Here is a 26,398-nt window from a genome sequence, read left to right as displayed (position 1 = left end):
CAAAAAACTCGTTCCACTGCCTCGCCACCTAAGCGGTCTGTGTCGTAGGCGCTAAGCTTGCTGGCGCGACAGTACTTCAAATAAACCAAAGGTTTAACAATCCGTCCATGGAGCTTGGTTACATCGGTCATTACCTAAATGGATTTAGGTACTTAGATTTTGTCGGGAACAAAAATCTGCCATGACCTCACTTCTTCGCGCTGCACTCTTTATTAGATATGTCGTTTACTTTAGGCGTCCTGCCCTTCGCCATAAAGGTCTGCTTCGCAGTTCCAAAATATTCCCGATATTTTTGTCGGTCCCTCGTCACCTAAGCTGCCTGTGCGGCAGTAAACTCGAAGCTGCAGGGCTGATACTGGTTGTCCGTTTTCTAAGCTGCCTGTGCGGCAGTAAACTATAGAATATCAGCATAAAAATAAGTTACAACAAGCCATTAGGTTAAATATTACTATTTTACCTTATCAAAAACGATATGTTATAACCCATTGTTTTTATAGAAAATTTTAAAGAGAAAAAATAAAGGGTTAAAACCAAGGTATCGTGGCAACTTTACTTAATCCATAAGAATCAAACTTACCATCAATAGGTTTATCTTTTAAATCACTAAACGCAAAGAATTTGCGATGCACTTGTTCTGTTGAACCGCTGAACAAATCTAGATAAGGATTATCAGCAGCACCAAGTACATATTTACATTGTTTGAAAAAATGTGTACGTTGTTTTGAGCTAAACATGGTGCGGGGTCTATTCTTACATGAAGGTGAGTTTAACTATGTAAGGTATTCACTTTGAGTTTGCTAATCTTAAATTAACTGAGAGGCTCACAAACAGACTTCCCTTTCTGCCTGAACTATTTGCTTTAGATCAAAAATCAAACATACTTTCTGTGTGCATCTTCAAAAAACATGACCATAATATTGCAATCGTAATTAACTTACCGACATACTTTGTCACGATTTTTCACTAGCTGGGCTTACAGCTCAATGGTAATGTAGGGTTAGTCACGTTTATAAGTATATAAATTAAATAAATATGTGACACGCCATATTGGCCACTATTAAAGGAGAGTATCTATGGACCCGATAACGCAAGTTCTCAACATGTTATTCACTGTTGAGGCGTTTTTACTCATTTTTGTTTTAGTACTGCTAAAAAGTAGTGTTAAATTTGTGCCGCAAAACCGTGCGTGGCTCATTGAACGTTTTGGTAAGTATCAATCAACTAAAGAAGCAGGCCTAAACTTTATTGTGCCGTTTGTTGATCGTATTGCCGCTGATCGTAGTTTAAAAGAGCAAGCGCAAGATGTGCCGTCGCAATCTGCTATTACCAAAGATAATATTTCATTGATTGTTGATGGTGTATTGTATTTCCGTGTTATGGATCCATACAAAGCCACTTATGGCGTTGATGATTATGTGTTTGCCGTTACGCAATTATCGCAAACAACGATGCGTTCAGAGCTTGGTAAAATGGAGCTGGATAAAACCTTTGAAGAACGTGATGTACTAAATACTAATATTGTTGCGGCAATTAACCAAGCCGCAGATCCTTGGGGTATTCAAGTATTACGTTATGAAATTAAAGATATTGTGCCACCGCAATCAGTAATGGAAGCGATGGAAGCACAAATGAAAGCGGAACGTGTTAAACGTGCACAAATTTTAGAATCAGAAGGTGATCGTCAAGCTAATATCAATGTCGCTGAAGGTAAAAAACAAGCGCAAGTACTAGCCGCTGAAGCAGAAAAAGCCGAGCAAATCCTGCGTGCTGAAGGTGAAGCTAAAGCCATTATTGCGGTAGCCGAAGCACAAGCTGATGCACTACGTAAAGTAGGTGAAGCAGCTGATACTGAGCAAGGTCAAAAAGCCATTCAATTAGACCTCGCCTCAAAAGCAATTGCCGCAAAACAAGCCATTGCTAAAGAATCGTCAGTTGTTTTATTACCCGATAACGGCACCGATGCCAGCTCTATGGTAGCGCAAGCGATGTCGATTATTAATACCTTAAATACCAAACAAAAAGGTTAAGCTGTAAAGGAGCAAACTATGGAGTTCATTACCAATAATTTAGCCCAAACACTGATGATCTTAGGTGTACTGGCACTGATAATTGAAGTAGCAGTGCTGGGAATGTCGACCTTTATATTATTGTTTTTGGGTATATCATTATTTGCAACTGGATTAATGATGAACTTCGCGCTGTTAGAAGACTCATTAACCACCGCACTTTGGAGTAACACCTTGATCACCGCCGCATGCGCTGTTTTACTATGGAAACCGCTAAAACGCATGCAAGATAATGTTGATAATAAAGAAGTGAAAAGTGACTTTGCAGAGCTTGATTTTGTGCTCACTAGCGATGTTGATGAGTTAGGTGTTAGTACCTACTCGTATTCTGGAGTGAGCTGGAAACTAAAAAGCCAGCAACCACTAAGCGCTGGCACCCATGTAAAAGTGGTAAAAAAAGAAGTCGGTGTTATGTGGGTTGCAGCAATTTAACCTAGATGTGGGTATAACACTCTGAATATGCTGTATGATTTTTACCATAAAGCCAGCCAAGAAGTTTTTATCGAATTACTTGGCTTTTTTGTAACAAAAAATATTCGCTAAACCCGCACAACTCTTAGCTAAAACGCAATAAATGAAATATAAAACCACGCAATTGTTAACTGACAATGATTAAATTAGCCTTTAAATGTTAAAACAATTAAAGGCTGCAAATAGACGTATGTTTAACTACTATATTTGGACTTGTGTCTCGCTATAAAACTCGCTAGTTTAACCAATCAGATAATAATAAAAACAAAAAGTAACTGTATGATCAGGGTCGAAAATCTTTGCCGTACTTATGGCGCAGGCGAAACGCAAGTCATTGCATTAAGTAATGTTTCATTGCATATTGAAGAAGGTGAGTTTGTCGCCGTAATGGGCGCTTCCGGTTCAGGGAAGTCGACTTTAATGAATATCCTTGGGTGTCTCGATACACCAACCTCAGGCAGTTATTTGCTCTCTGGTGAAAGTATTAAAGAAATAGATGACGAAAGTTTGTCAGCTATCCGTAATAAAAAAATTGGCTTTATATTTCAAACCTTTCACTTATTAACTCGCCTTAGTGCTCAAGAAAATGTGGCTTTGCCACTGCGCTATACCGACACCCCAAAACAGCAAGCCAGTGAGCGCGCTATGGCGATGCTGGATAAGGTTGGCTTGCAAAATCGCGCACACCATAAACCCTTTGAAATGTCCGGTGGTCAGCGGCAACGAGTTGCTATTGCCAGAGCATTAGTAAACGAGCCAAAAGTCATTTTTGCTGATGAACCAACGGGTAACCTCGATAGTAAAACGTCTCATGAAATTATGCAGTTGCTTTGCTCACTCCACCAGCAAGGGCATACTTTGGTCATGGTAACCCATGAAGAAGATATTGCTGCTTATGCTAAGCGAATTATTCGGATGAAAGATGGCATAGTTATAGAGGATAGCGGATGTTAAAAAATCAATGTTTCAAAGCCTGTTTAGGATTATTACTTTACAGCTTAGCTTTCTCAAGCAACGCGCAAAGTTTATTACTCAGTGGTGAGCTAAAAGCCAGCGATAAGCAAATTTTTTATGCTCCAAAATCAGACAATTGGCGAGTACAAGTACAATGGATGATGAAAGAAGGCGAAATAGCGCAACAAGGTGATGTTGTTGTGGTGTTTGATAGTGGCTCGATTGCCAGTGAAATTGAACAAGATGAAGTAAGTTTAGAGGCCGCCGAAGAAGAGCTGCTTAGGATCACCACTAGCAATCAAGAAAAACAAATAGAAGCTGAGTTTAACTTTAAGCGCACTGAGCTTTTACTAGCGCGTGCCCGCATAGATGCTGCTATTCCACACGCTAACTTAAGTACCTATGATTATCAAAAAAATCAGCTCGAACTTGAAAAAGCCCTGATCAATAAACAAAAATCATCCGAAGAACTCAGCCAAGTTAAAACTGAAAATACCGTTGCGCGCAATAAGCAGTTACTGACTATTGAACAACTAAAAACAGACCTTGCATACAATAAAACGCAACTGGCAAGTATGAGCATTAAGGCACAGCGTACAGGGCCCGTTTTATATGCAAACCATCCGTGGAATGGCGAAAAAGCATTTGTCGGTATGACAGCCCAACCAGGCTGGAAAATTGTCGAAATACCGGCCATGAGTGAACTCTACATTGAAGCCTGGGTACACGAAATTGATTATCAACATTTACAACTTGGCCAACAAGCGCAATTGTTATTTGACGCCTATTTACAACAGCCGCTCAATGCGACTTTAAGCGAAATTTCAACTCAGCCAGAAGAACGCCTTCAGTGGGGCAAAGATGCCTACTTTAGAACTCGCTTTAACTTTAACGCTCAGAATTTAAAACTGTTACCGGGCATGAGTGCAAAATTAACAATCGGAGAAGACTCTGATGAATCATAACGTTTTATGCATAATATTGAGTATGTTGCTATTAACTGCATGTAATGACGATGAGCAACAACATTATCTAGTGAAAAAGAGTGATATTGCTATCACGGTTAATGCCAATGGCGAACTGGAGTCATCAACCAGTGCGATCATTGCCCCGCCGTCAGTTGCCCGTATGTGGCAATACCAAATTAAGACTATGCTAGCGGAGAACACCCAAGTTAAAAAAGGCCAAGTGGTGGTATCGTTTGACGACAAACAAGTTCGCGATAAGCTAATCGACAAACAATCTTCATTAGAGCGAGCAAAAAAACAACTCGAAAATGCGCAAAATAAAGAGCTTATCAAAGAGCAAGAACTGACCCTCAGCGTTGCCGAAATGAAAATGAACTACGATAAAGCTAAACGCAAAGCAGAGATTGTTGATCAATCTCGTTCTGAAGTTGAACGTAAAAAGTCACAAATTGATTTTACTATTGCAAACAACGATCTAACGCTTGCTAAAAGTAAGCAAACGTTTCAGCAACAGAGCAAAGAACTAAACTTAAAAATGGTGCAAAGTAAAGTTGCACGGCTGCAAAGTGAGGTAGACGAGTATTTACAAGATATTGAACGCCTTAAGGTAAAAGCCCCAATTGATGGGCTGGTAATTTATAAAACCAATTATGAAGGTGAAAAGTCATCCATTGGTGAAAGTGTGCAATTTGGTCAGCCTGTTATTGAGCTTGCTGTACTTAAAAATATGCAAGTAAAAGCACAAATCGATGAACCCGACAGCGGTAAAATTGCCCCAGGGCAAACCGTTAAAATAACCATTGATGGCAGTAGCGAACTAGTTGTGTCAGGGAAAATAAAGAGTTTGGGTCGTGTATTTAGAGAAAAGTCATATCAAGATAAGCGTCGGATTGTGGATGCCATTGTTAGTATTGATAATATTGACACCAGTGTTATTCGCCCAGGACTTACTGCGCGCTTAGAGATCACCACCGCTCGCTTACCTCAGGTATTAAGTATTCCTTTAACCAGTTTGCAATATGATCAACAAGGTCCCTATGTTACAACCACTGAAAATAACAAACAATTTATAGAGATAAGTCACTTTACCGATAATCTCGCCGTAGTTAAAAGCGGCCTACAACTAGGCGACGAGGTAAAATTATGAAAACGAGCTTTGCACTTAGCTTAATCGTTACAGCTTTATTTATCAGCGGTTGTTCAAAAGAACATGAAATTCAAAACGCGCTTACTTATACGGTTAGTGAACACAGTTTTAAAACTGAGGTTGAAGCCAAAGGGCATTTGATCGCGGCAAATGAAACCCTGATTGTTGCGCCAGCATCAAGCCGTGGGCCACAAACTTTAGCGTGGTTAATGCCAGAATATAGCCAAGTTAAAAAAGGTCAGGTCATTGCTCGTTTTGATGGCGAACAAATGCGTCGGCAAAGCCAAAAAAACACTAATCAAGCGGCTTTAGCAGCGCAAGATTTAGCACAAAAATCAGGAGAAATAGATAAAGATAAGACTATTTTAGAGCACGATATTGTATTGGTTAATGAAGAAAAGCAATTTGCCGAAGATTACTCAATTGAAGATGAACGCATTCGCTCTAAATTAGATATTTTAGAGTCACAACAAAATGTTGAGTTTTTAAATGCAAAACATAACTACTACGACTGGCAAACTGGCCGTTTTGAGCAAAGTGCCACCGGAGAGTTGATGTTATTAAAAATGAAAGAAGACCAATACAAACAAAAATTAGCAACGTTGAACACTAACCTATCATTGCTTGAGATCATCGCCCCTCACGATGGCTTATTAACCCATAGTACTAATTGGCGCGGCGAAAAACCGCGAGCGGGTGAATCCTTATGGCCTGGTCAAAAAATAGCAGCACTGCCTGATGTTAGCCAAATGCAGTTGATGTTATATGTGTCTGAACGTGAAGCAATCGATTTATCCGTAGGTCAGTCACTTACATTCAAACTTATTGCATTGCCTGAGCAGCAATTTCGTGGCGAGTTAATTGAAGTATCACCGTTTCCTAAATCAATAAAACGCGGCGACCCACAAAAATTTTACGAACTAAAAGCAACGATAAATCAGCAAAGTGACGCTTTACGCCCGGGTTTAAAACTCAATGCTACTATTTTAGTGACACCGCAAAGTGAGCGTTTAGTGGTACCTAAACAAAGTGTTTTTACCGAACAAAATGCGCATTATGTCTATGTTGAAGAAGCTGGCGAATTTGTCAAAAAGACCGTTTCATTAGGCAAACATAACCTTAGTCATGTAGAGATCCTCGCAGGCTTAGCTGCTAATGATGTGATCTCACTCATTGATATAAAGGACATCTGATGAAATATTTAACTTTATTTATCGACACCGCCTTAGAGCTTGCACAGCATAAATTACGTACTTTACTGACTTTATTAGGGATGATATTTGGTGTCGGTGCCGTCATTGCTATGCTCAATATTGGTGAAGGTGCTGAACGTGAAGCCATGAAAATGATTGACTCTATGGGGTTATATAATTTGATTGTTAATGGCAAAGAGTTCGATGAAAAAGAACTCAAAGAGCAACGTAAGCATTCGGCCGGTTTAAGCCTGCGTGATGCCCAAGTTGCCCACGACTCGCTGCCTTTTGTTACCGATTTTGCCGCACAAAAAACCATCGAGACGTATCATATTTTTAGCCAATACAATAACAGCGACGCCAATGCCGTAGGTGTAAGCGCTAATTATTTTCAGCTGTCACATTTTCAACTATTTGCTGGGCGTATATTAAATAAAAACGATCAACAACGGTTTGCTCAAGTGGCAATGCTTGGCGCAAATACTGCCAAGCAACTATTTCCGTTAGGTGACGCACTCGGTCAACAAATAAAAATTAACCACTTATGGTTTAAAGTAGTCGGTATTTTACAAGCGCCTTATTTAAAGAAAAAAGAATTTCAAGGAGTCAAACTCGGTAACGAACAAAACCAAGTATTTATTCCACTTAGTACTGCATTACACCGCTTTGAAAGTGGCTTACTTGATAGTGAAGTCAGCAGCTTGAAACTAGCCATTGATAAATCGGTTGATCCAATTGTTGCCGCACAAGCACTGGAACATTTACTGCAAAATCGCCACAGTGATATTGATGATTTTGAATTAGTTATTCCTGCCGCATTATTAGCCCAGCAAAAACAAACCCAGCAAATATTTAATATTGTAATGTCCTGCGTGGCAGGCATTTCACTCCTGGTTGGCGGTATCGGTATTATGAATATCATGTTGGCGACGGTGCTTGAACGCACTAAAGAAATTGGCTTACTGCGTGCTATTGGTGCAACACAAAAAGACATTCGAATACAATTTATTGCCGAGAGCTTTACCATTTCTATTTTAGGTGGCCTACTGGGTGTGGTATTTGGTATTGGCTTGTCTGAAATTATTTCTATGTACTCGCAGTGGGCGGTATCGTGGTCAATGACCGCCATCGTGCTATCGTTTAGTATTTGTGCGTTAGTCGGCCTTATTTTTGGTGTATACCCCGCGATCAAAGCGTCACAGCTTGACCCTATTGAAGCACTGCAAAGTGATTAACTCGAATGTTAGTAGTTAAAGGAGAAAATTTGGTGAGCAACAACAAACACACCCTTGTTGTAGAAGGTGGTGCAATGCGCGGCATATTTGCCACCGGCGTACTTGATGCGTTCTTAGGGGCACAATACCAACCATTTAATCGCTGCTTTGGTGTTTCTGCTGGGGCAACTAATATTGCGGCTTATTTATGCCAACAAGCTAAACGTAATCATAAAGTGATCACTGATTATTCATGCCGACCCGAGTTTATTAATTTAGCGCGCTTTATCCGTGGTGGGCATTTATTTGACTTAGATTGGTTATGGCAAACCACCATGGCTGATATTCGTTTAGATCTTGGCACATTTGCAACACAGAACTGTGAATTTTATATTGTCGCTACCGATATAGACACAGCATCAGCGCAATATTTAAAAGCGACAGCAGAGCAAATGGAGCAACAGTTAAAAGCCTCCTGTGCGATTCCTATTGCTTATCGAGATTACCCAGTCATAGATGGTGTTGCCATGACCGATGGCGGTGTGGCTGATTCAATTCCGATCCGAAAAGCCTATCAAATGGGAGCTGAAGAAATCACGGTCGTTTTATCACAACCACTTGGATATCGTAAAAAAACCAGTAAGGCCCCATGGTTTACACGCCGCATTTATAAAAACCACCCGGCACTTGCCAGTGCATCTTTAGCGCGAGCTGATAACTATAATGCCAGTATTGCGTTTATTCATAATCCACCTGCAGACTGTAAAATAAATATCATCGCACCACCGGCTGACTTTAACGTTGGCCGCACCACTAAAAACTATCAAAAGCTCAGCGATGGTTATCAGATGGGGATTGTGGCTGCACAGCAACACTTGCAAAACATGCAGCTATAGAACAATGATTTTATCTATAAAAAAGTGTGTGGCAGCTTATTGTTTTTGCTGATGTTGTCACAAAACTGCGCGATCCAAACCTTGTGAAACTAATAAATTTAGACTGTACCTTGTCATTCGTACTCTATTAGTAACAAGGTACACTCATTACAGTGTTATACTTTAAACTCATTTACTTGTTGTTGTAACATACTTGCGAGTAACGCCAACTCCTGTGATGCTTGTGCGTTTTGCTGAGAACTTTCACTCACTGATGCAATACTAGAACTAAACTCGTTGATGTTACTACTTAATTCATGGGCCACCATTTTTTGCTCTTCAGTGGCTGTTGACACTTGCGTGTTCATATCGGCAATTTCGGTTACCTCTTGATTTATTTCAGTTAAAACTTGTGATGAATATTCTGCATGATCAACACTTTCTTGTGCACTACTTTCAGCGTTGCCCATAGCAACAACAGCTTGTTGAGCCATACCTTGTAGCTTGCTGATCATTTCATTAATGCTCGCTGTGGCTTTTTGGGTATTATGAGCAAGCTGCCTTACTTCATCGGCAACAACAGCAAAACCACGACCAGAATCCCCTGCTCTTGCGGCTTCAATCGCAGCATTTAAAGCCAGTAAGTTAGTTTGCTCTGCAACGCCTTGGATCATCATTACAACCTGATTTATATCATTTGTTTGTGTATTAAGGTCGTTTATTAATTGTGTATTTGTATTTACTAACTTAGATAACGTTTGGATTGAGCTAATATTATCAGCAACGGCTTGCTGCCCTTGTTGTGCTTTACTATCTGCATTAGTGGCTTTTTCTGATGTGGCCATCGCATTTTGTGCCACTTGTTCAATCGCACTACTCATTTGCGTAATGGCTGTCGCAATCATTGTAGACTGTTGCTCTTGCTCTGTGGCTGTTGAGGCCACTTGCTCACTAATTGAGTTCATTTCTTCTGCCGCAGAAGATAAAGTTAACGTCGCCCCAGATACATCGGTTACTAAAGTATGTATACGTGACAACATATTATTAAAGTTTCGCGCAGTATCTGCAATTTCATCTTCACCAAGTACATTGGCTCGTATTCGCAAGTCAGCATTATTTGCAATTTGCGTAATGGTATCGCGCAGCGCCATCAATGGATTTTGAATTGAACGATAAATAAAATAAGCAATGGCTAACAACAAAAAAATCAACAGTCCTACTGATAATTTCATCACTAGACTTACTAACGCAAAGTTTTCGTCGGCTTGTTTTTTAAAGTGATTCGCTTCATTTAATTGCAGCTCTATTAAAGCTTGATAGCTCGCACTTAACGGATCGAATACATCATATAGATCAGTAACAAACTGCTGTTGAGAGAGTGACTGGAAATCCCCATTGCGTATTTTATTCAACAAATTTTTGAGGTGCGCTTGAACTGGCTTAAGTTTTTGTTCAACAGTATTTACTAAGCTTTTTTCTTCACTGATTAAGTCTGTACTAAGGTAAGTATTCCATTCTTTATCGGCTGTATTTTGAGACTGCTGTACTGCCGCTAATAAATCATTTTGGCTTATAGTCCCAGCTCTAAATTTATGAAGTAAATCAACAATATTAACTGCGTAGTTATCTGACACTGTTTTTATCTGTTTCAATGGTACGACACGGTTTTCATATAAACTGTCAATTCCTTTGACTAACCCTCCCATAGTACTAATTGAATATATGGCAGTAATCGTAAATATTACAACAGGTAAAAGCGCTAATACAATTAAACGGGAACGGACCAAATAATTATTTAACATAGTATTCCAAAGCTACATCTTTAATATTTACAAGTATAATACGTAATTCAAAAGCCTCTACGTTTTTATAATATTTTTTGCAAAAATAAGGTATTATAATTTTGCTATACTAGAGTCATAAAATTTTAAGTTATAGCTCAATGATGAAATTGTATAATTTTGGCGTGCTCTGGTTATTGTTATTGCCTCTGGCGTTTACTAGCTTTGTACACGCAAATGAAGCAATCGTTAATCTTCATTTAGCCAGCCCCAGCAACACCGATACCCCTCGTAATCACTATATTCATGCGCTGTTAACGCTCGCCTTTGCTGAGCAAGGAAAACAGGTTAATTTTATATACTCCATTAGACCAATGAATAAAAAACGCGTGGTGGAAGAGTTGTCAAAAGCAAGCAGTATTAATTTAGCTTGGCTATCGCTCCCTGCTACTAGCTACCCAGATTTACATCATACCTCATTGTCAATTTACCAAGGTTTACACGGCAAGCGATTACTAATAATTAATAAAAATCAACAACCGCGCTTCGCTGAAATATCAACTTCAGCACAGCTTAAGCCTTTAATCGCATTACAAAAGCAAAGTTGGTCTGATTATGATGTACTTATCCGCAATGGCTTCACTGTTAATGGTGAGCTAGATTATAAAGGCATGACTAGAGCACTCGAGACAGGTTTGGCAGATTATTTTCCTCGCTCTGTATCAGCTATTGCCGCTGAGGTGACTAAACTGCAGCATCAAAACTTAATGATTGAACCAACGATCATGTTGCAATACCCGAGTCATTATTATTTTTACACTCATAAACAAAACGATGCTTTACTAATGGAGTTAGAGGCAGGGTTACTAAAACTTCAAAAAAACGGTAAGTTTGCGCAGCTTTATCAACAATTTTTTGGTGAAAAAGAACGAGATCTCGCATTATCATCGAGAAAAGTTTTTCACCTAAATTAGCGACACCATAGCTCACATTACTTATTGCGAGCTAACAACTAAGTCAGTTCACAATAGGGTCAAGCACCCTAATAAAGTAAATACTTAAATGAAGATTGAACTCGCCCAATCCAATTTTGTAAGCTAGCTTATAACTATAGATGAAGGCATCCGCTTGTTTTGCCCTATATACTGAATACTCTCATGGATAAGGTCTTATTATGATGCGTAAATTGTGGCAGGTAGTCGTTTATCTGATGATATTTTGTGTTGGCTTTGTTGCGGGGTTATACACACTGCCAATTTTAACGGCCCCACCATCCCCCAGCAAACTTGAGCTAGCCACACATGCTCAGCAAGCACTTTATAGTGGTGAATTCAAAGCTGACCTCGCAGGCTCCGATGCTTTGCATTATGGTAACGGCCAAGTCAGATTAACCAATGCAATGATCTCTTTTGATGGCACCTTGAGCCCAGGCCCAGATTACCAACTTTATTTAGCTAATCGCTTTATTGATAATGAAGCCGATTTTTTAGCCTATAAAGGCACAATGACAAGGGTTGCAAGCATAAATACATTCGATGGTTTTATAATTAAGGTGCCAGCCGATATTAATATTGCACGCTTTAACACTGTTATTGTGTGGTGTGAGAGTTTTGAACAATTTATAACCGCGGCTCAGTACCAATGAACAAGTACTGGGAAACAACTGCTTTAAAAGCAACAGAGAGTTGCGGCACAGACTATTTACCAGTTTACTTATTATAAAAACACTATCAGCCAACGAACTTAGCGGGTCGGTTCAAAACCATCATAGTGTGGGATATCAGCATTTATTTGCTCCCAATTCGCTTTTGAGCTGACAAAATTATGACTAATTGGCCGCTCTGTAATATCACTATCGAGTATACCCAGACGCAACCTTAGTCTGCTTATATCATCAAGGTTTTCACTGTAAATTGGGCTACCGCATGCACTACAAAAATAGCGGATACGCCCTGGTTTAAATTCAAAGCTGCTTAACCACTCATTGCCTTTGGTTACTTTAAAGTCAACACGAGAGATAAATCCATTGGTTGCAAATGCAGTGCCACTGGCTTTACGACACAACGAGCAGTGGCAATGAATAATGCTCTGGATCGGGCCATCAATTTGCACTGTGACCTTGTTACACAAACAACTTCCTTGATACATGCTAAAACTCTTTAAAAAAATAAGCCTAAATACTAGCACAATTTTTTATCCAAAAAAGCCGCCTTTGGAGAGGGCGGCTTGGGTGAACAAACAGCTATGGGTGGGAGCTGTTATATCAAGAGACTATAATTTGATTTATGCTACGCGTTGCTCTTCACTAGGTGTTTGACGAATTAAGTAATCAAATGCCCCTAGGCTTGCTGTTGCACCACTGCCCATCGCAATGATGATTTGCTTAAATGGTGTGGTCGTTGCATCTCCCGCAGCATATACTCCCGCTAAAGATGTCGCTCCTTTTGCATCTATTATTATTTCGCCAAACTGACTGAGTTCAACATTACTGTCTTTTAACCATTCAGTGTTAGGTATTAAGCCAATTTGCACAAATATACCGGCTAAGTTTAACTGTTTGTTCTCACCTGAGGTGCGGTCAGTATAGCTTAAGCCCGTCACTTTTTTACCATCACCGAGTACTTCTGTAGTCTGGGCATTCTTAATAATGGTGATATTCTCTAAGCTATTGGCTTTACGAATAAGGACGTCATCGGCGCGTAACGTATCTGCAAATTCAAGTACCGTAACGTGCTCAACAATATTAGCTAAATCAATTGCCGCTTCTATACCCGAATTACCACCACCAATAACGGCAACAGGTTTGCCTTTAAATAACGGTCCATCACAATGTGGACAATACGCTACACCATGACCACGGTATTGTTGTTCACCAGCTACGTTCATTTCACGCCAGCGAGCGCCCGTTGCCAGTACTAACGATTTAGTACTGAGCACAGCTCCGTTTTCAAGCGTGATTTCATAACCATTTTTATAACTAAGAGCGACGGCTCGTTGATTATGCATGACATCTACATCGTACTCTTTAACATGCTCTTCAAGCTGAGCTACGAGCTTAGGCCCCTCGGTTGCTTTAATAGATATAAAATTTTCGATTGCTAGCGTATCAGCTACTTGTCCACCAAACCGGTCAGCAACAATGCCCGTATTTAAGCCCTTACGTGCTGAATAAATTGCTGCAGATGCACCAGCAGGACCACCACCTACGACAAGCACATCAAATTGTGATTTTTCATTGAGAGAAGCGGCTTGGCGCTCTGCCCCTTTACTATCAACTTTATTTAAAATATCAGTTAAGCTCATCGCACCTTGGCTAAAGGGCTGGCCATTTAAGTACACCGCGGGTACTGCAAGTATATTTCGCTGCTCTACTTCATCTTGAAATAATGCCCCATCAATCATAGTTGCTTTGATGTTGCTATTATTAGCAGCCATTAAATTAAGCGCTTGTACGACTTGCGGGCATGTTTGGCAACTTAATGAAATATACACTTCAAACTCAAGTGGCTGAGTCAGTGACTTGATTTGGTCAAGATCTGCAGCCGACGCCTTACTCGGATGCCCGCCCGTATGTAACAACGCTAATACCAAACTGGTAAACTCATGCCCCATCGGCACACCAGCAAAGGTAATTTGGCTATCTCGAATAGGTGAAGATACCGTTATTGATGGACGGCGTACGCCACTATCTGGATTATCTCGCACCAAAAATTTGTCGCTCAACGACGCAATATCGTTGGCTAAATTGTCAATTTCTATTGATTTTTTGCTGTCATCCAAGGCGATAAGTAGCTCAACAGGATCAGCAATAGCTGCAAAGTGACTTTTTAATTGATTTTTAATGTTGGTATCTAACATGACTTACCCTTGTTTTAGCAAAAATGCCCATCATCACGCTAATGTGCTTAATAAAATTGTGATGATGAGCCTTCAAGCATATTAATGCTTTGTAATAGTAGATTTAAATTTTGCCAACTAAATCAAGCGATGGTGCTAATGTTTCTTCACCTGGCTGCCAAGAAGCCGGACATACTTCACCATCATGAGTCGCAATGTATTGTGCCGCTTGTACTTTACGTACTAGTTCTTTGGCACTACGGCCAATACCTAAATCATGTGTTTCAATGATTTTGATTTCGCCCTCAGGGTTCATTACAAACGTACCGCGAAGTGCTAGGCCTTCGTCTTCGATCATTACACCAAAGTTACGTGTAATACGTCCTGTTGGGTCACCGATCATAGGGTAAGTAATTTTACCAATAGTGTCTGATGTATCGTGCCATGCTTTGTGAGTAAAGTGAGTATCAGTCGATACGGAGTAAACCTCTACACCCATTTCTTGTAATTGCGCGTAGTGATCTGCAACATCACCCAGTTCCGTAGGACATACAAAGGTAAAATCAGCTGGGTAGAAAAAGAAAATAGACCACTTACCTAAAACATCTTGTTCTGATAGTTCAACAAAATCACCATTGTGGTAAGCCGTTGCATTGAAAGGTTGTAATTTAGTGTTAATTAATGAAGTGCTCATAGTATTCCTCATTTGTTTATTTAAAGTGTAAACAACGCAGGTTGCTGCGTTGGCTTGAGTAATACAATAAGGTGTAAATAAAAATTAATAAAATTGATTGTTTAGATTAATTCAATCGATTTTATTGACTGAAGCGGTCATTGTCATCTGGACAGATAGGGCTAAAGCTTTTTTTGCGTCTAATGTTACAATGCTCACTGAAAAATATCGCGAATACGTATTTTTAGTTAATTTTGGGGTAAGCCATGAATAAATTCATCAATCATATCCAGTTAGGCTATTTAGGCTTATTGCCCTTTTTAGCGTGTGTCGGTTGGCCGTTATTAGTCGGTAGTAATAACTTTAATATGCAGTTTTTTACTTTTTATAGTATTGCAATTTTGGCTTTTATGAGTGGTAACTTATGGCACGCTGGACAACAGAGTTATCGAGATGCGATTAAGGCTATACTACCGATTTTACCGCTTGGCTTTTTAGCTTTTTTACCACAACACATAACCTTGGCTTGGTTAGCGGTTAGTTTTTGGCTGGTATTACTATTTGAAAAAACCAGCCCGCAATGGCAAAGCTACCATGCTGATTATCAAAAAATGCGCTTTGTATTAACCTCAGTGGTGTTTGTTTGCCATATATTAGTAATAGGCATTAGTTTATACCCTAACTAGCTCGCCCTTTAAAACGGATTAATGTACCATCCGTGCACTGCTTTTTGAGGAACTAAAATGATAGACCAATTGCGCCAACAGCTTGATCAACTCGGTGAAAACTATGTTGAGAAAAGCGCTCATTTCAAAATTAAAGTGATCCCTTTTTTTTGTGCTATTCAAATCAAGAAAGATCATAAGAGTGAAGGCCGATTATCGTTTTATTCTAATCAATGGCTTGAAATTGCACTCGTGGTACTCTTTTTACTGTTTGGCTTAATGCTCTTCGATCCTGACGCAGGCTTTACTCATGGCCCTATTCATATTGCGTTTGCAGTATTAATCACGTTTAATTTAATTATCAAACAAATCGCGATTGAAGGACTAAAGACTCGCTTAGCGTTTTTACGTTTAATTGATCATGATGCTAAAAACACACCACTAGAATAATTGAATTAATGTATTTAAATCCTAATTGGCGGATCCTTACCGTTGGCGATGGCGACTTATCGTTTTCTCATGCTTTATCTACTGATCTAAAGCCGGCCAAGTTAGTTGCTTCTACCTATGATAGTGCAGCCACGATCACCTCCAAATATGCTGATAACGCACTAAATGCACTGCAAGATCATCACATTACGGTACTTGATAGTTTTGATGTGACTGACCCACAAGCCTGGCAACGCTTAAATGGCGAGCTATTTGATGTGGTGATTTTTCAATTTCCGCTTATTCCTGCTTTTGTCGGGGAGAGTGCTTATCGTGAAAACACCCAAACAACCAGTATGAACACCCTCAACCGGGCTTTGCTACACCAATATATTAAATATGCCACCAGCTATGCTCTTGATAACAATGGCCCAATGTTGTGCTACATCACCTCAAAAGATGTTAAACCATATCGTGAGTGGAATATTGAAGGCAGCTTAAATTATGGCTTAGCATCACGCTATATCGGCCAAATGCCATTTGATATCAGTCCTTTCCCTGGCTATAAAATCCGTAATGTTGATCGTGACAAACACGTAAAAGACACCAGTGGCACCACTTATGTATTCAGCCCCAAAGAAACGACTGAACTCCATAATCGATTAACTATACCAAGCTACTTAGCAGTTGATAGCTGTTCGCTGTGCCGAGTAGGTCCATTTCAAGCCAGTGAAGATAAACAAAAACACCTATTAGCTAAAAAGCACCAACAAATGTTAGGCTTTGAGGCAGACTGGCAAGCTTGGCTTGCACAATTCAACAATCAGGAGTGACCATGAATTTTGTGATAGTCGGCACTAATTTTATTAGCGATACTTTACTTGCAGCGGCTAAAACAGTCAGTGAGTTTTCATTATATGGCGTATGTTCGCGAGCCGAACAAAGCGGTCATGCATTTTTAGCTAAGCACGCTATAAAAAATGCAAAAGTATTTACGACTATTGAGCAAGTATGCAGCGACGACAGTGTAGACGCTGTATATATAGCAGCCCCCAATAGTTTGCATAAAAGCTATGCTGTGGCCTGTTTAAATGCAGGAAAACACGTGTTAGGTGAAAAACCTGCAGCAGCAAATAGCCAAGAATTAGCCGCGATAGTGGACGCAGCAAAACAAAATAATCGCCTTTATATGGAAGCGATGATGACCACTCACTTGCCTAACTTTGCCGTTTTACAACAAGCCATTGCCAAAATTGGGACGCCACGTAAATACATAGGTCAGTATAGTCAATATTCATCACGCTATGATAAATACAAAAATGGTGAGCGCCCTAACACCTTTTTGCCAGCATTCGCTAATGGTGCGCTCGTCGATTTAGGGGTTTATCCGCTATATATCTTGATTGCACTTTGGGGTGCACCAAACACGGTAAAAGCCAGTGGAGTATTACTTGAAACAGGGGTAGATGGTGCTGGTGATGTATTACTAAATTATAGTGATAAGCAAGCAGTGATCAGTTATTCAAAAATATCTCAAGGTGATAATTTTACAGAAATCCAAGGTGAGCTGGGCCGTATCAGAATTGAAGCCGTTTCGTTATTAAAACAGATACAATTTATTGCTAATGATGGCAGTGTTGAAGAATTATCACAGCCATTTGATGAACACTTTATGCGCCACGAAGTTGCCCATTTCATTACAATTGCCAACGCAGGACAACTCGAATCACCTATCAATACCCATCAACTAAGTATCAATGTGATGGCTGTACTTGATAAAGCAAGACAGCAACTTGGTGTTATTTATCCAGCCGACCAACTATAAGCTACAAAATATTATTCACGCAAAACAACGCCTCAATGCTTTGAGGCTTGTCAATGTTGTTGTCACTTTTATCATACTCTTGCAATCTGCTCACTAATTTAATGCGTATCCAAATCTTCCTAGTTTGCAAATAAAATTCATGAATTCTTTAGTTAATTGAAATTATATTCTATAGTTATTTAGCATTATTATTAAATCGCATCAGAGGCAATTTTGACAATAAGATTAATGCTAAGAACTGTTTTTGCTCTAGCAATCACAATTGCAGCAGGGCTACTCATTATCATATTACTGTTAAAAACAGGATTATCTGATAGTCAACAATCAGCTCAGCAACGCTATCAGCTAAGTCATTTTGCTAAGCTGTCGGCCTCCAACTCTATCGAGCTAACAGAACTCGCCCGACAATATGTTGTCACCCTACAACCTAGCTATAAAAAACAATACTATGAACTTGTAAATCAAATTGAAGGAACTGAACCCTGGTTAGACGGTCGTAAAAAATCTTATATTGATCGCTTAAAAGAATTTAATGTAAATGAACAAGAACTTGCTTTGCTAAATAAATCTAACTCGCTCTCTTTGCAGTTAGTCAACACTGAAGAACAAGCTTTTCAATTGGTAAGTAGTTTTGCTGGGCAATCACCATCATTATTAAATACGAGCGAATCAAAACAGTGGGTACAGGCAATAGGACTGCTAACCGATAAGGGATATATGGATGAAGTAGCTAAAATACAGACACCGGTGCAAGAATTTTTAGCTGCGGTAGAAAACAGCAGCTTGCAAGAAGTAATGAATAATAACAATCGTGTTGCTAATTTAAGCCTTATTAGTATTGTGATGGTATTAGTTATAATCACTATTTTAATTTTATGCTACTTACAGCTTGAGAAGCGCGTAATAAAGACAACCACGCTATTAGTCAATGAAGCACAACGAATCGCCAATGGTGATTTAACGCATAAAATTGCTCACTCCGGTAACGATGAAATTGCAGAGTTATCAGCCAGTTTTAATATTATGATCGATAAACTATCTACCTTACTGTCAGAAATTAACTCGCAATCCCAACAAGCCCAAATTGCTGCAAACGAGCTAGATTCTATTGCACAGCAGGCAAGACTGCTTAATGACGAGCAGAGTCAAGCAATTGAGGTGATCTCAAGTTCAGTATATGAAAACTCCACCGCCGTCAAAGAAGTATCAAAAAACTGCTCTGAAGCGGCTCAAAACGCAGGAGATGCAGATGCTAAAACACAAGCAGGGATCGATGTCGTTAATCAGAGTATTCATTCTGTCGAATCGGTTGCTGAAATATTAACCGAGTCAATTAATGATTTAAATGATCTCGAATCTTCAGTTAACGAAGTAGCGGTGATCTTAAATGTGATCAGCAATATTGCTGAACAAACTAATCTATTAGCACTTAATGCTGCAATTGAGGCCGCACGAGCTGGCGAACAAGGTCGAGGTTTTGCCGTCGTTGCCGACGAGGTAAGGACATTAGCGAGCAGAACACAAAGCTCAACAGTTGAGATACAACAAAAAATCAATAGCTTACAGTCTGCAAGTAACGCTGTAACCGAACGGATCCGTAGCAGTGATACGCGGGTTAAAGACGCAGTATCAAACTCAGAAAAAGTGGGCTCAATGCTCAAAGAAATAAGCACCCAAGTGCGCTTAATTTCAGATGCAAACCGAACCATTGCAGCTGCATCCGAGCAACAAGCACAAGTAACCGAAGATATAGCTGAACGCTTAACTGGTATTCAAGATGCCAGTATGCAGTCGAAGTCGCAAACCGCACAAATTTCGTCTTCGTCTAGTGAACTCGCGCAAGTTGCGATTAATTTAAATACACAAATAAATAAGTTTAAATTAAGTTAACGGATCTCTGGATTAAAAACCTCAGGCTTTTATACAGCAACAGCCTAAGGTTTTAGAGTAGCTAAAAACGATAAGTAACTGAAGCACCTAATGTTTGTGGGCTAACAACAGAGACATAACCAGTTGGATACCTGCCACTTACAGGCTCTACACTGGTATAACCTTGTTCATCAAAGGCATTATTAATATAAGCGCTAATTAACCAATTCATTGTGTCATAGCTTATTGTAGCGCGAGTAATAGTGTAATCACCTGCCATGCGCTCTTCACTGTTAGTAAGATCACCGTAATACTCATCGACATAATTTGCACTGACATTGATTTTAAGGTTGTCAGTAAACCAATGAGACAGACCTAAACTGGCTGTAAATGAAGGGGCTGAATTAAGTTCGTTACCAACCGCTTCAGAATACGTTGTAGATGCGTCAATTTTTGTTTTTAACAATCCTAGACCAGCATGTAACTGCCATTGCTCACCTAACATACTGTAAGCCTCAAGCTCTAAACCATAACTATGAGCGTCATCGATATTAGTAATTCTACGATCTGAACTTAATGCCTGATAACCGTCAAAGTTATTGTAAAAGACATTTGCACTGATATTAATGTCGCCGTTATTTAATACACTACGTGTGCCTACCTCATAGGTATTAACAGTTTCTTCATCATAGTAATAATAATCTTCAGCATTAAAGTCGAGTGCACCACCGCCGGAATTATAACCACGCCGCGCACTGGCTGATAAAGTAGTTGCCTCGGTAACTTTGTATTGAATAGCTAAGGTAGGTAATTTAATAGTATTAGAATCATCTAGCTGTTCAGCTAAGGTATCGCCTCTAAATGCCATGTTAAAGTTACGAAGTTGACTTTCATGTTCAACCCGCAAGCCACCTGTTACTATTAACTTATCTGTTAGGTTGAAGCTTGCCTCTGAGTAAATAGCTATCGAATCACTGCTATCATCACCAAAATAATCTGTTGCTCCAGTACTGTCGAAATCTTGATCTCGATCGAAATAAGCTAAGCCAATAAAACCTGAGTAAAAATCACTACTAAGACCGAAGTTTAATTTACCATCAATGGTAATATTTTTTTCATCCATAGTAACATCAGATTCTGCTGTTGCTAGCGGCTCATAAGCATCAAACGCCCAATGATAATCCATATATGCCACCAGCAGATCCACAGAGAAGTTCTCATCAATCTTATATTCAAAATCGATTTGTGTTGTATCTGAATCTGTATCCATTATACGTTGAAACAGTGGTATATAATCAGATGGGTTGTCACCTTCATAATAATGACGACCAGAATTTCCTTTTTCACTGTAGTTTGAATAACTTAGTTGAATTGATAGATCATCAAATGGAGTATAAAGTAATTTTGCTCGGGTGCTTGAGGTGTTTAATTTATTTAGATCGCGATCTGTCGGATTTGTTTCATAGACAGTTGGGTTACTGTAAGTTTCACCATCAACATATTGAGTCGATAACCTAAAAGCAAGTAGATCTTCAACTAATGCACCGGAAACAACGGCTGCGGTGTCAAGGTAGCTATCTTGATTGCGGTAACCGACTCGCACTGCGCCTTCAAAGTCTTGAGTCGGTGCTTTGGTTGTCATATAAACAGCGCCAGCAATGCTATTACGACCATTACTTGTTGATTGTGGACCTCGATACACTGCTATTTGCTCCATATCCCACAAACCAGTATCACCGGTTAAATCAGCGACAAACGGCTGACCTACACCGTCAACTAACGTTGATACTCGCGCTTTAGAGCCACCACTAAACGAATTAAACCCTGTTGCTCCACCGTTACCTGACACACCACGCATATCAGGAACTGACCCCGTTAACACCACTACATTCGCCATTTCTGCAAGCGCTTCTGAAACAGATGCTAGCTGACCATTTTCTAATAACGACTTATCGACGACCGCAACTGAGGTAATAGTGTCTTTAAGTGATTTTGCTATTTTTTCACCCGTAACAACGATAGTATCGATTGATTCGCGATTACCCTCATCATCTGCTAATACCTGAGCTTGAGTAAATAACAGCGCGCTGGCAATAAGCAGTGAAAGCTTATTGCGTTTAAATAAAGCAGCCAAAATAATTTCCTTTTTTTGAGACATTTTAAATTGCGCGAAAAAATACCATATCAACTACAGTATTGCAATTGAGTTTACTTATCATTTAGAATGGCATTAAAAATAAACTATTATTGCTCTTATGTCTCAATTTACCGTTATTGTTATCTTACTCATTGCTATAACTGTGCTCTACTGCAGTAATCGCCATCAAAGATTACTTACTAAACCTATTTCTAAACACTGGCGTACACTTGCGCTAATGCTGTTTATAACTGCAATTATCATTTCTTTTTCTACACTGTCTAAATTAGCAGCAAGCTTCTTTATTATTTTAATACTGATGCTCGCTTTAATGGTCATGCCATTTGCAAGCTTAATTAAAGTGAAAGGGCTAAGAAATGACATCTGAGCAAAGACAAAAAATTCAACCAACTTGGCTTGGTAAAAGTTTAGCTGGTGTATTGCTGGGTTTAGCGCTGGCTTATATTCTGATTGCTTTTTTTGCTTGGTACGGCCCAGGCGGAATTGATGCCCAAGACAAGGTTCAATTTAATATGTGGATGATCCCGATTTTATGGCTCACGCTCTTTAGTTTTACTTATTTATTTAATTCAGCGAGGCAAGCTTGGCTCATACTCGGTGGAGCAAATGTTATCTTGTATAGTTTATTTTTGCTGTTAAGGGGTGGATTATGAAAGTAAGAGCCGATATTTTACGCACCTACCAAGGTGTGCATACATGGACGGGGATCATTGCAGGTTTAGTACTTTTCATCGGCTTTTATGCTGGTAGTTTGACCATGTTTAAACATGAAATCCAACAATGGGCAGAGCCAACTACTGCACCACTTACCGATCCCACTACTACAAACTATCAAAGCTTAGTCGACAAAGCCATCACTGTTTATCCTGAGCAAATGGCAAAAGGTTTTGAACTCGACCTTTTAACAACAGCTGCGCCACTGTCGTGGTATACACAAGGTCAAGCTCGTGGCATGCACCTAGATAATCAACAGCAAACAGCATATCTTGATGAAGATCAAAAGCTGATAATTGCTGATCAAGCAGAACATAAACTTGCTGATTTAATCGATTACCTACACCGTACCGCAGGCTTTATTGGTGAAATTGGCCACGACCAATCTGGCGTTTACATTCTTGGTATTGCTGCAGGACTGTATTTTTTAGCCTTGGTGTCCGGTGTAATTATCCTTTTACCAACACTGGTAAAAACATTTTTTGCGCTGCGAAAAGAAAAAGGCCCGAGTCGCTTTTGGTTAGATAGCCATAACCTTATTGGCGTTGCGAGTTTGCCCTTTCATTTGATCATTGCGTTTACTGTTATTGTATTTGCTTTTCACGACTTAATTTATGATGGTTTGGCCCAGTTTTATGGTGACAAACCACTATTTGAGCGTCCCCCAACCGCAACACACGCTTATAACATCAGCGAACTGAAACGTATTGATACACAAATACTAGCGGCTAAGGGCTATGCTACAGGCTATGAGCCAATACATATTAGCTACAGTCGATTGAATTTAGCGTCCCCTTCCGCTGTATTTAAAATGAGTAATGATTCTGCAGTGGTACGTGGACCTGATACGGATTATTTATTTATGAACCCGTATACTTTAGAGATCAGCGGATCAACTTACCCACAGGGTGAAGAAAGCTTCTGGGGCAATTTTGTCGCGAGTATCTTTTCACTGCATTTTGGAACATATGGCGGTGAGTGGGGTCGCTGGGCTTACTTTATAATGGGACTATTCGGCGCATTGCTTTTTTATTCAGGCAACTTATTATGGATAGACAAACGAATGAAAAAAGATGCAAATAAAACCGGCACACATATTATGGCAAAGTTAACGATTGGCGTGTGTTTAGGATCCATGCTCGCTGTTGTTGCAGTATTATTGTTAGCAAAATGGAGTAACATACTGATAAATAACATTAATCACCATTATATGCAGTGTTATTATGTTGTTTTTTTTATTTCCTTAGCCTACTGCTTTACACTAGGCGCTAATAAAGCAAGCTATACTGGCTTAATAACATTATCGATTTTAACCGTATGTTTACCCATCTCGAGTGTTATTCAAGGCCTGAATAATTTAGCTCTGCTCCCCTATTACGAAAGCTATTCTGTTGATTTTATAGCCACACTTTTCTCAGTTATGTTTTTCTTTATCGCTAAACGCTTAAAGCAAAAACCCATTAAAGATAAAGTAATTCTGGATCACAAAACAATAGAGTTCATAAGGTAAATAAAGGCTCACGCATTGTTTAATACGTGAGCCTGCATCACTTAATGGCTGCTATTTATCGCAAATATATTAAATTGTTACATTAATCTGTACACTCTGCAGATAATTTCCTTTTTCATTTTTTATACGTTATGTCTCGAGTTATTTCTCCTTTTTTCATTGCTGTTATATGTGTATTACTTGCCATGGTGACTATTCAGTCAGGCGCTTCAATTGCTAAGCAACTATTTCCATTAATTGGCCCTGAAGGGACAACCGCACTTCGTTTAGGTTTTTCAGCAACGATATTGTGCTTAGTGTTTAAACCTTGGCGCGCCTTTCCGCCACTGGGTCAACGCATGCCAATTATTGTTTATGGCTTATGCTTAGGCGGTATGAACATTTTTTTTTACTACGCCATTGCGCGTATTCCATTGGGGATTGCGGTCGCCCTTGAATTTACCGGCCCGTTAGCGGTAGCGCTGCTATCATCGCGACGTAAGCGAGATTTATTTTGGGTCGCCTGTGCTATATCGGGGATCGTAATGTTGCTCCCGGATATGAAAGGTGAAGAAAGTCTCGATCTACTGGGCGTGATTCTGGCACTGGGAGCTGGTGCGTGTTGGGCTGGCTATATCTTATTTGGCAAAAAAACGGGTAATCAAAGCTCTGGCGGGATGACTGTTGCCCTTGGTATGAGTGTCGCGGCGCTTATATTAGTGCCTTATGGTGCTATTTCTCAAGGTGGTGCACTACTAAGCTGGGAAGTGATCCCTTTAGGTTTATTGGTTGCTATTATGTCAAGTGCCCTACCTTATACGCTGGAAATGGTTGCACTGCGTAATATGCCTGCACAAGGGTTTAGTATTATGATGAGCTTAGAGCCCGCTATTGCGGCACTTGCTGGCTTTATAATTTTAGGCGAGTTATTAACTCTTTGGCAATGGTTAGCCATTCTTTTGGTGATAGTTGCATCGGTTGGCAGTTCAATGTCTACAAGTAAAGACAGCAACTAACAAACCAAAAAAGACGTAAAAATATTAGTTATAAAGCTAAATGTTGATTTTGATCAAAGGGGAGTAACGTGTTTAGACAATACGATTACCCCCTGCATTTTTTGCAACATACATTGCTTGATCTGCATGTTGAATAAGTTGTTGTTCATTCTCGCCCATTTCAGGATAACTGGCGATACCGATACTGACTGAAAGCTGTAATGAATGTTCATCTATCACAAAAGCTTGTTCGCACTCTTTGCGGATTTTTTCAGCTGTTTTATGTACGTCTGAGCGTAAGCTAATCCCATGAAGTAAGACTAAAAATTCGTCGCCACCTAAACGCCCAACAGTATCAGATCCTCGAATACACCCTTGCAGCCGAGCAGCAATGGCTTGTAATAATCGATCACCACATTGATGCCCATATGAATCATTAACTTCTTTAAAACCATCAAAATCTATAAATAGTAGCGATAATTCAACTTGCTGTCGGTCAGCTTTCGTTAATGTTGATTGAATTCGGTCAAGTAACAGCATGCGATTGGGCAACCCAGTTAACTGATCATGTCCCACCATATGTTGTAATTGCTTTTCAAATTTTTTGCGCTCGGTGATATCATGAGCAACAGCAATTCTGAACTGATGTGAATCAGACCAGCGGACAGACCATAATATATGCACCACTCGCCCGTCTTTTCTCACCCAACGATTTTCAAAGCGCGGTTTAGAGCCCCCAGATAATAACGTATTTACTGCGTCAAGCGTGATCTCAATATCTTCTTTATAAACAAAGTCGAGCATTGGTTTACCAATTACTTCGCAAGGCTCGTAACCAAAAATGTCTTTAAAAGCCGCGCTCACAAAAACAAATACCCCTTGCTTGTCAACCACGCAAACAGCGTCAAGCATCAGTTCAAGTACATCCGAGAGACAAATCACACCACTATTTTTCATTCAACTCCATGCCTCAAACAGTAAAAATACAGTCTTTATTATTTATTTACAGTACCCATCAGTTAAGCAATCAATCATTGCGTAATAGTGTATAACGTATCTTAGGATACGGTTCATT

25 protein-coding genes are annotated in these 26,398 nt (G+C 39.7%); 18 read left to right on the top strand and 7 right to left on the bottom strand.

Annotated features, from left to right (window positions below; translation table 11 throughout):
* Window positions 1-524: 524 nt before the first annotated feature.
* Entirely contained in the window at window positions 525-734 is a 210-nt protein-coding gene (gene cas6f / locus H5186_RS12705) for a type I-F CRISPR-associated endoribonuclease Cas6/Csy4 (RefSeq protein WP_182717775.1), read from the bottom strand.
* 339 nt (window positions 735-1,073) lie between these two features.
* Between cas6f and H5186_RS12700 the strand changes: the two genes are divergently transcribed.
* From H5186_RS12700 to H5186_RS12665, 8 genes are all read left to right on the top strand, one after another.
* Window positions 1,074-2,027: a slipin family protein gene (locus H5186_RS12700; RefSeq protein ID WP_145234179.1), complete on the top strand. Its 954-nt coding sequence runs from the start codon at window positions 1,074-1,076 to the stop codon at window positions 2,025-2,027.
* Window positions 2,028-2,045: 18 nt separating this feature from the next.
* Complete coding sequence (locus H5186_RS12695; RefSeq protein WP_145234181.1) at window positions 2,046-2,498, top strand: NfeD family protein; 453 nt, start codon at window positions 2,046-2,048, stop codon at window positions 2,496-2,498.
* A 318-nt stretch (window positions 2,499-2,816) separates the two neighbouring features.
* Window positions 2,817-3,491 carry an ABC transporter ATP-binding protein gene (locus tag H5186_RS12690; RefSeq protein WP_182717774.1) on the top strand — a complete coding sequence of 225 codons (675 nt, stop codon included), beginning with the start codon at window positions 2,817-2,819 and terminating at the stop codon, window positions 3,489-3,491.
* Entirely contained in the window at window positions 3,485-4,456 is a 972-nt protein-coding gene (locus H5186_RS12685; protein WP_182717773.1) for an efflux RND transporter periplasmic adaptor subunit, read from the top strand. The genes H5186_RS12690 and H5186_RS12685 overlap by 7 nt, the downstream gene beginning before the upstream one ends.
* A complete protein-coding gene (locus H5186_RS12680) occupies window positions 4,446-5,606 on the top strand; it encodes an efflux RND transporter periplasmic adaptor subunit (protein WP_182717772.1) in 1,161 nt (386 codons plus the stop codon). The genes H5186_RS12685 and H5186_RS12680 overlap by 11 nt, the downstream gene beginning before the upstream one ends.
* A complete protein-coding gene (locus H5186_RS12675; RefSeq protein WP_182739553.1) occupies window positions 5,603-6,799 on the top strand; it encodes an efflux RND transporter periplasmic adaptor subunit in 1,197 nt (398 codons plus the stop codon). The genes H5186_RS12680 and H5186_RS12675 overlap by 4 nt, the downstream gene beginning before the upstream one ends.
* A complete protein-coding gene (locus H5186_RS12670) occupies window positions 6,799-8,034 on the top strand; it encodes an ABC transporter permease (RefSeq protein ID WP_145234192.1) in 1,236 nt (411 codons plus the stop codon). The genes H5186_RS12675 and H5186_RS12670 overlap by 1 nt, the downstream gene beginning before the upstream one ends.
* A 29-nt stretch (window positions 8,035-8,063) precedes the next feature.
* A complete protein-coding gene (locus tag H5186_RS12665; RefSeq protein WP_259400332.1) occupies window positions 8,064-8,909 on the top strand; it encodes a patatin family protein in 846 nt (281 codons plus the stop codon).
* Window positions 8,910-9,064: 155 nt separating this feature from the next.
* Here H5186_RS12665 and H5186_RS12660 read toward each other — a convergent pair whose 3' ends face one another.
* Entirely contained in the window at window positions 9,065-10,690 is a 1,626-nt protein-coding gene (locus H5186_RS12660; protein WP_182794538.1) for a methyl-accepting chemotaxis protein, read from the bottom strand.
* A 140-nt stretch (window positions 10,691-10,830) separates the two neighbouring features.
* Between H5186_RS12660 and H5186_RS12655 the strand changes: the two genes are divergently transcribed.
* Together H5186_RS12655 and H5186_RS12650 are read left to right on the top strand one after the other, a co-directional pair.
* Window positions 10,831-11,643, top strand: a complete 813-nt coding sequence (locus H5186_RS12655; protein ID WP_259398462.1) for a transporter substrate-binding domain-containing protein — start codon at window positions 10,831-10,833, stop codon at window positions 11,641-11,643.
* Between the two features lie 200 nt (window positions 11,644-11,843).
* Window positions 11,844-12,314, top strand: coding sequence for a DM13 domain-containing protein (locus H5186_RS12650; RefSeq protein WP_145234199.1), 471 nt, complete (start codon window positions 11,844-11,846; stop codon window positions 12,312-12,314).
* A 98-nt stretch (window positions 12,315-12,412) separates the two neighbouring features.
* Here H5186_RS12650 and H5186_RS12645 read toward each other — a convergent pair whose 3' ends face one another.
* The 3 genes from H5186_RS12645 to ahpC form a co-directional block, all read right to left on the bottom strand.
* Window positions 12,413-12,817, bottom strand: coding sequence for a GFA family protein (locus H5186_RS12645; RefSeq protein WP_182717767.1), 405 nt, complete (start codon window positions 12,815-12,817; stop codon window positions 12,413-12,415).
* Between the two features lie 135 nt (window positions 12,818-12,952).
* Window positions 12,953-14,527, bottom strand: a complete 1,575-nt coding sequence (ahpF, locus tag H5186_RS12640; protein WP_182717766.1) for an alkyl hydroperoxide reductase subunit F — start codon at window positions 14,525-14,527, stop codon at window positions 12,953-12,955.
* A 103-nt stretch (window positions 14,528-14,630) separates the two neighbouring features.
* Window positions 14,631-15,200, bottom strand: coding sequence for an alkyl hydroperoxide reductase subunit C (gene ahpC, locus H5186_RS12635; RefSeq protein ID WP_145234205.1), 570 nt, complete (start codon window positions 15,198-15,200; stop codon window positions 14,631-14,633).
* 245 nt (window positions 15,201-15,445) lie between these two features.
* On the opposite strand from ahpC, the gene H5186_RS12630 reads away from it, so the two are divergent.
* The 5 genes from H5186_RS12630 to H5186_RS12610 all read left to right on the top strand — a co-directional run bounded on the left by H5186_RS12630 (window position 15,446) and on the right by H5186_RS12610 (window position 19,988).
* A complete protein-coding gene (locus H5186_RS12630; RefSeq protein ID WP_149980032.1) occupies window positions 15,446-15,865 on the top strand; it encodes a DUF3429 domain-containing protein in 420 nt (139 codons plus the stop codon).
* A 57-nt stretch (window positions 15,866-15,922) separates the two neighbouring features.
* Entirely contained in the window at window positions 15,923-16,294 is a 372-nt protein-coding gene (locus tag H5186_RS12625) for a hypothetical protein (protein ID WP_145234209.1), read from the top strand.
* Between the two features lie 8 nt (window positions 16,295-16,302).
* Complete coding sequence (locus H5186_RS12620) at window positions 16,303-17,106, top strand: class I SAM-dependent methyltransferase (protein ID WP_182717765.1); 804 nt, start codon at window positions 16,303-16,305, stop codon at window positions 17,104-17,106.
* A 2-nt stretch (window positions 17,107-17,108) separates the two neighbouring features.
* Window positions 17,109-18,098 carry a Gfo/Idh/MocA family protein gene (locus H5186_RS12615; protein ID WP_182794537.1) on the top strand — a complete coding sequence of 330 codons (990 nt, stop codon included), beginning with the start codon at window positions 17,109-17,111 and terminating at the stop codon, window positions 18,096-18,098.
* A gap of 228 nt (window positions 18,099-18,326) precedes the next feature.
* Window positions 18,327-19,988: a methyl-accepting chemotaxis protein gene (locus H5186_RS12610; RefSeq protein ID WP_182767297.1), complete on the top strand. Its 1,662-nt coding sequence runs from the start codon at window positions 18,327-18,329 to the stop codon at window positions 19,986-19,988.
* 61 nt (window positions 19,989-20,049) lie between these two features.
* Here the strand turns inward: H5186_RS12610 and H5186_RS12605 are convergent, their stop codons facing one another.
* Window positions 20,050-22,125: a TonB-dependent receptor gene (locus tag H5186_RS12605; protein WP_182794536.1), complete on the bottom strand. Its 2,076-nt coding sequence runs from the start codon at window positions 22,123-22,125 to the stop codon at window positions 20,050-20,052.
* A 356-nt stretch (window positions 22,126-22,481) separates the two neighbouring features.
* On the opposite strand from H5186_RS12605, the gene H5186_RS12600 reads away from it, so the two are divergent.
* From H5186_RS12600 to H5186_RS12590, 3 genes are all read left to right on the top strand, one after another.
* Window positions 22,482-22,778: a hypothetical protein gene (locus H5186_RS12600; protein WP_145234221.1), complete on the top strand. Its 297-nt coding sequence runs from the start codon at window positions 22,482-22,484 to the stop codon at window positions 22,776-22,778.
* Window positions 22,775-24,349, top strand: a complete 1,575-nt coding sequence (locus tag H5186_RS12595) for a PepSY domain-containing protein (RefSeq protein WP_145234223.1) — start codon at window positions 22,775-22,777, stop codon at window positions 24,347-24,349. Before H5186_RS12600 ends, H5186_RS12595 begins: the two co-directional genes overlap by 4 nt.
* A gap of 131 nt (window positions 24,350-24,480) precedes the next feature.
* Window positions 24,481-25,344: a DMT family transporter gene (locus tag H5186_RS12590; RefSeq protein ID WP_182717761.1), complete on the top strand. Its 864-nt coding sequence runs from the start codon at window positions 24,481-24,483 to the stop codon at window positions 25,342-25,344.
* 72 nt (window positions 25,345-25,416) lie between these two features.
* Here the strand turns inward: H5186_RS12590 and H5186_RS12585 are convergent, their stop codons facing one another.
* Window positions 25,417-26,280: a diguanylate cyclase domain-containing protein gene (locus H5186_RS12585; protein ID WP_145234228.1), complete on the bottom strand. Its 864-nt coding sequence runs from the start codon at window positions 26,278-26,280 to the stop codon at window positions 25,417-25,419.
* Window positions 26,281-26,398 lie beyond the last annotated feature (118 nt).

Origin of the sequence: Pseudoalteromonas sp. SG41-2, from assembly GCF_014164535.1 — a bacterium.
In the GTDB taxonomy this organism is placed as follows: Bacteria; Pseudomonadota; Gammaproteobacteria; order Enterobacterales; family Alteromonadaceae; genus Pseudoalteromonas; species Pseudoalteromonas rhizosphaerae.
The sequence above is the reverse complement of the archived record's forward strand: the minus strand, read 5'-3'. Positions and strand labels throughout refer to the sequence as shown.

What these genes read in the sequence shown, in the direction of transcription:
- cas6f (WP_182717775.1), bottom strand. Translation starts at nt 734, where the DNA reads ATGTTTAGCTCAAAACAACGTACACATTTTTTCAAACAATGTAAATAT.
- H5186_RS12700 (WP_145234179.1), top strand. Translation starts at nt 1,074, where the DNA reads ATGGACCCGATAACGCAAGTTCTCAACATGTTATTCACTGTTGAGGCG.
- H5186_RS12695 (WP_145234181.1), top strand. Translation starts at nt 2,046, where the DNA reads ATGGAGTTCATTACCAATAATTTAGCCCAAACACTGATGATCTTAGGT.
- H5186_RS12690 (WP_182717774.1), top strand. Translation starts at nt 2,817, where the DNA reads ATGATCAGGGTCGAAAATCTTTGCCGTACTTATGGCGCAGGCGAAACG.
- H5186_RS12685 (WP_182717773.1), top strand. Translation starts at nt 3,485, where the DNA reads ATGTTAAAAAATCAATGTTTCAAAGCCTGTTTAGGATTATTACTTTAC.
- H5186_RS12680 (WP_182717772.1), top strand. Translation starts at nt 4,446, where the DNA reads ATGAATCATAACGTTTTATGCATAATATTGAGTATGTTGCTATTAACT.
- H5186_RS12675 (WP_182739553.1), top strand. Translation starts at nt 5,603, where the DNA reads ATGAAAACGAGCTTTGCACTTAGCTTAATCGTTACAGCTTTATTTATC.
- H5186_RS12670 (WP_145234192.1), top strand. Translation starts at nt 6,799, where the DNA reads ATGAAATATTTAACTTTATTTATCGACACCGCCTTAGAGCTTGCACAG.
- H5186_RS12660 (WP_182794538.1), bottom strand. Translation starts at nt 10,690, where the DNA reads ATGTTAAATAATTATTTGGTCCGTTCCCGTTTAATTGTATTAGCGCTT.
- H5186_RS12655 (WP_259398462.1), top strand. Translation starts at nt 10,831, where the DNA reads ATGATGAAATTGTATAATTTTGGCGTGCTCTGGTTATTGTTATTGCCT.
- H5186_RS12650 (WP_145234199.1), top strand. Translation starts at nt 11,844, where the DNA reads ATGATGCGTAAATTGTGGCAGGTAGTCGTTTATCTGATGATATTTTGT.
- H5186_RS12645 (WP_182717767.1), bottom strand. Translation starts at nt 12,817, where the DNA reads ATGTATCAAGGAAGTTGTTTGTGTAACAAGGTCACAGTGCAAATTGAT.
- ahpF (WP_182717766.1), bottom strand. Translation starts at nt 14,527, where the DNA reads ATGTTAGATACCAACATTAAAAATCAATTAAAAAGTCACTTTGCAGCT.
- ahpC (WP_145234205.1), bottom strand. Translation starts at nt 15,200, where the DNA reads ATGAGCACTTCATTAATTAACACTAAATTACAACCTTTCAATGCAACG.
- H5186_RS12630 (WP_149980032.1), top strand. Translation starts at nt 15,446, where the DNA reads ATGAATAAATTCATCAATCATATCCAGTTAGGCTATTTAGGCTTATTG.
- H5186_RS12625 (WP_145234209.1), top strand. Translation starts at nt 15,923, where the DNA reads ATGATAGACCAATTGCGCCAACAGCTTGATCAACTCGGTGAAAACTAT.
- H5186_RS12620 (WP_182717765.1), top strand. Translation starts at nt 16,303, where the DNA reads ATGTATTTAAATCCTAATTGGCGGATCCTTACCGTTGGCGATGGCGAC.
- H5186_RS12615 (WP_182794537.1), top strand. Translation starts at nt 17,109, where the DNA reads ATGAATTTTGTGATAGTCGGCACTAATTTTATTAGCGATACTTTACTT.
- H5186_RS12610 (WP_182767297.1), top strand. Translation starts at nt 18,327, where the DNA reads ATGCTAAGAACTGTTTTTGCTCTAGCAATCACAATTGCAGCAGGGCTA.
- H5186_RS12605 (WP_182794536.1), bottom strand. Translation starts at nt 22,125, where the DNA reads ATGTCTCAAAAAAAGGAAATTATTTTGGCTGCTTTATTTAAACGCAAT.
- H5186_RS12600 (WP_145234221.1), top strand. Translation starts at nt 22,482, where the DNA reads ATGACATCTGAGCAAAGACAAAAAATTCAACCAACTTGGCTTGGTAAA.
- H5186_RS12595 (WP_145234223.1), top strand. Translation starts at nt 22,775, where the DNA reads ATGAAAGTAAGAGCCGATATTTTACGCACCTACCAAGGTGTGCATACA.
- H5186_RS12590 (WP_182717761.1), top strand. Translation starts at nt 24,481, where the DNA reads ATGTCTCGAGTTATTTCTCCTTTTTTCATTGCTGTTATATGTGTATTA.
- H5186_RS12585 (WP_145234228.1), bottom strand. Translation starts at nt 26,280, where the DNA reads ATGAAAAATAGTGGTGTGATTTGTCTCTCGGATGTACTTGAACTGATG.